The following is a 1061-nucleotide window of genomic DNA, read 5'->3' as shown; positions in this document are numbered from 1 at the left end:
CGCCGATGCTCATTCGTTACAATTATGTAACGAATTAATGGCGCGGCACACTAGCTTGACGCACTGCCGCGTGAGCCGACTGCGAAGGGGGTAGATCAGCGACTTTTAGGTCGGGTTGTCGTTTCGGTTGCGTCCGATCAGCAAAACGGCTGGTGAATGCCTCGACGAGGGTATGGGTGTTGTTCGCGATGCCTGTGGTAGCTGACGTACCTATGTCCCCTATGTCCGCCCTTGACGTCGTCGTATCCTTACTCTAAGGGAGAAGTAAGGAGTTTGTTGATGGACGCTGCCGCTAAGCTGACGTCGAAGGGGCAGCTGACCGTCCCGAAGGCAGTGCGGGATGCGCTCGGTCTCAGGGAGGGCGACACGGTTATCTTCCGCGTAGAAGGCAACCGGGCTGTGCTGGCGCGGACGCCCGACTTCCTCGCCCTTGCCGAAACGGTTCGGGTACCGGCGGTCAAACGCAACGTCGCGTGGGATGAGGTGATTCGCCGCACGAGGGCTGCTCGAGCTGCACACCGCCGTTGACCGCGCTTATCGACACGAACGTCCTTGTCCGCCATCTCACCGGCGATCCGCCTGAGATGGCGGCCCGCGCGACTGCTTACCTGCGGATCGCGCGAGAGTTACTGCTGACAGACCTCGTCGCGGCTGAGACGGTGTATGTGTTGGAGTCCTTTTACCAAGCGCCCCGCGGCCAAATTGCTGAAGCGCTGAGATCACTCATCGCATTCGACTCCATTGTCTGCGTTGATCCAGCACTTCTTTTGCGTGCGGTTGAGGTCTACGAGACTGACCGGATTGACTTCGCGGAGGCATACCTGGTCGCATGCGCCGAGAGCACCGGGATCAGCAAGGTAGCCTCTTTCGACCGGTCCATCGACCGCATCAACACGATCAAACGGATTGAACCACCGCCGGTTTGACTTTCAAGCGCTAACGCGGCTAGTGATCTCGCGGCTACTGCTGCGCGGATGTATGTTACAAGGTAAGGCGGCGTATGGCTGTTCCCGGCGCCGCGCTTGTCCTCGCGTTGCGCGGTTTGCCACGGCTGAGCGGCT

The 1061-nt window shown here is 59.8% G+C and carries 2 protein-coding genes; both read left to right on the top strand.

Annotation, left to right across the window (positions count from 1 at the left end; genetic code table 11):
• The first annotated feature begins 279 nt into the window (after positions 1-279).
• Positions 280-528 (top strand): AbrB/MazE/SpoVT family DNA-binding domain-containing protein, encoded by a 249-nt coding sequence (locus F6Q13_RS17775; RefSeq protein ID WP_293059380.1) that lies wholly within the window; start codon positions 280-282, stop codon positions 526-528.
• Complete coding sequence (locus F6Q13_RS17770; RefSeq protein ID WP_293059377.1) at positions 525-926, top strand: PIN domain-containing protein; 402 nt, start codon at positions 525-527, stop codon at positions 924-926. Before F6Q13_RS17775 ends, F6Q13_RS17770 begins: the two co-directional genes overlap by 4 nt.
• Positions 927-1061: the final 135 nt, after the last annotated feature.

Source organism: Mycobacterium sp. (assembly GCF_008709575.1).
In the GTDB taxonomy this organism is placed as follows: Bacteria; Actinomycetota; Actinomycetes; order Mycobacteriales; family Mycobacteriaceae; genus Mycobacterium.
This window is presented reverse-complemented; position numbering and strand designations above follow the sequence as displayed.